Here is a 986-nt window from a genome sequence, read left to right on the forward strand (position 1 = left end):
ACGATGCGCTCGGCCATGCCGGTCTCAGCCTTTTTCATGTAGGAGCGGGGATCGTAGACCTTCTTGTTGCCGACCTCGCCGTCGATCTTGAACACGCCATCGTAGTTAGCGAACATGTGGCGGGCGACCGGGTTAGTGAACGCGTACTGGGTATCGGTGTCCACGTTCATCTTGATCACGCCGTAACGCAGGGACTCCTCGATCTTTTCCTTCTCAGAGCCGGAGCCACCATGGAAAACGAAATCGAAGGGGTTAGAGCCGGCATCAAGGCCGAGCTTCTTCTCTGCCACCTTCTGGCCCATATCCAGAACCTCGGGGCGCAGCTTGACGTTGCCCGGCTTGTACACGCCGTGAACGTTACCGAAGGTAGCGGCCAGCAGGTAGCGGCCGTTCTCGCCGGTACCGAGAGCATCAATGGTCTTAGCGAAGTCTTCCTCAGAGGTGTAGAGGTTAGCGCCAGCCTTGGCCTCCACGCCGTCTTCCTCGCCGCCGACGACACCGATCTCTACCTCGAGAACGATATTGGCCTTGCGAGCCTTTTCCAGCAGCTCCTGGGCGATCTCAAGGTTCTCGTCGATCGGCACAGCCGAACCATCCCACATGTGAGACTGGAACAGCGGCAACTCACCGCGATCCACGCGCTCCTGAGAGATCGCGATCAGCGGACGCACGTACTCGTCCAGAACTTCCTTCTGGCAGTGATCGGTGTGCAGGGCAACGTTGATGCCGTAGTGCTTGGCTGCCTCGTGCGCGAAAGCGGCCAGTGCGCACGCGCCAGCAACCTTGTTCTTCACGTTAAGGCCGGAACCGAACTCAGCGCCGCCAGTGGAGAACTGGATGATGCCATCAGACTCGGCATCAGCGAAGCCCTTGAGCGCGGCGTTGATGGTCTCGGAAGAGGTGCAGTTGATGGCCGGATAGGCGAAACCGCCCTCCTTAGCCTTAGTCAGCATCTCGTTATAGACCTCGGGGGTTGCAATTGGCAT

Annotated in this window: 1 protein-coding gene; it reads right to left on the reverse strand. The window is 59.0% G+C overall.

All coding sequences use genetic code 11. The features are described 5' to 3' along the window. Positions 1-986 (reverse strand): class II fructose-bisphosphate aldolase (fbaA, locus tag GBB18_RS10590; RefSeq protein WP_151641642.1); only part of this gene is annotated, 986 nt, incomplete at its 3' end.

The sequence above is a fragment of the Corynebacterium sp. 11A genome, from assembly GCF_008930935.1.
GTDB lineage: Bacteria > Actinomycetota > Actinomycetes > Mycobacteriales > Mycobacteriaceae > Corynebacterium > Corynebacterium megadyptis.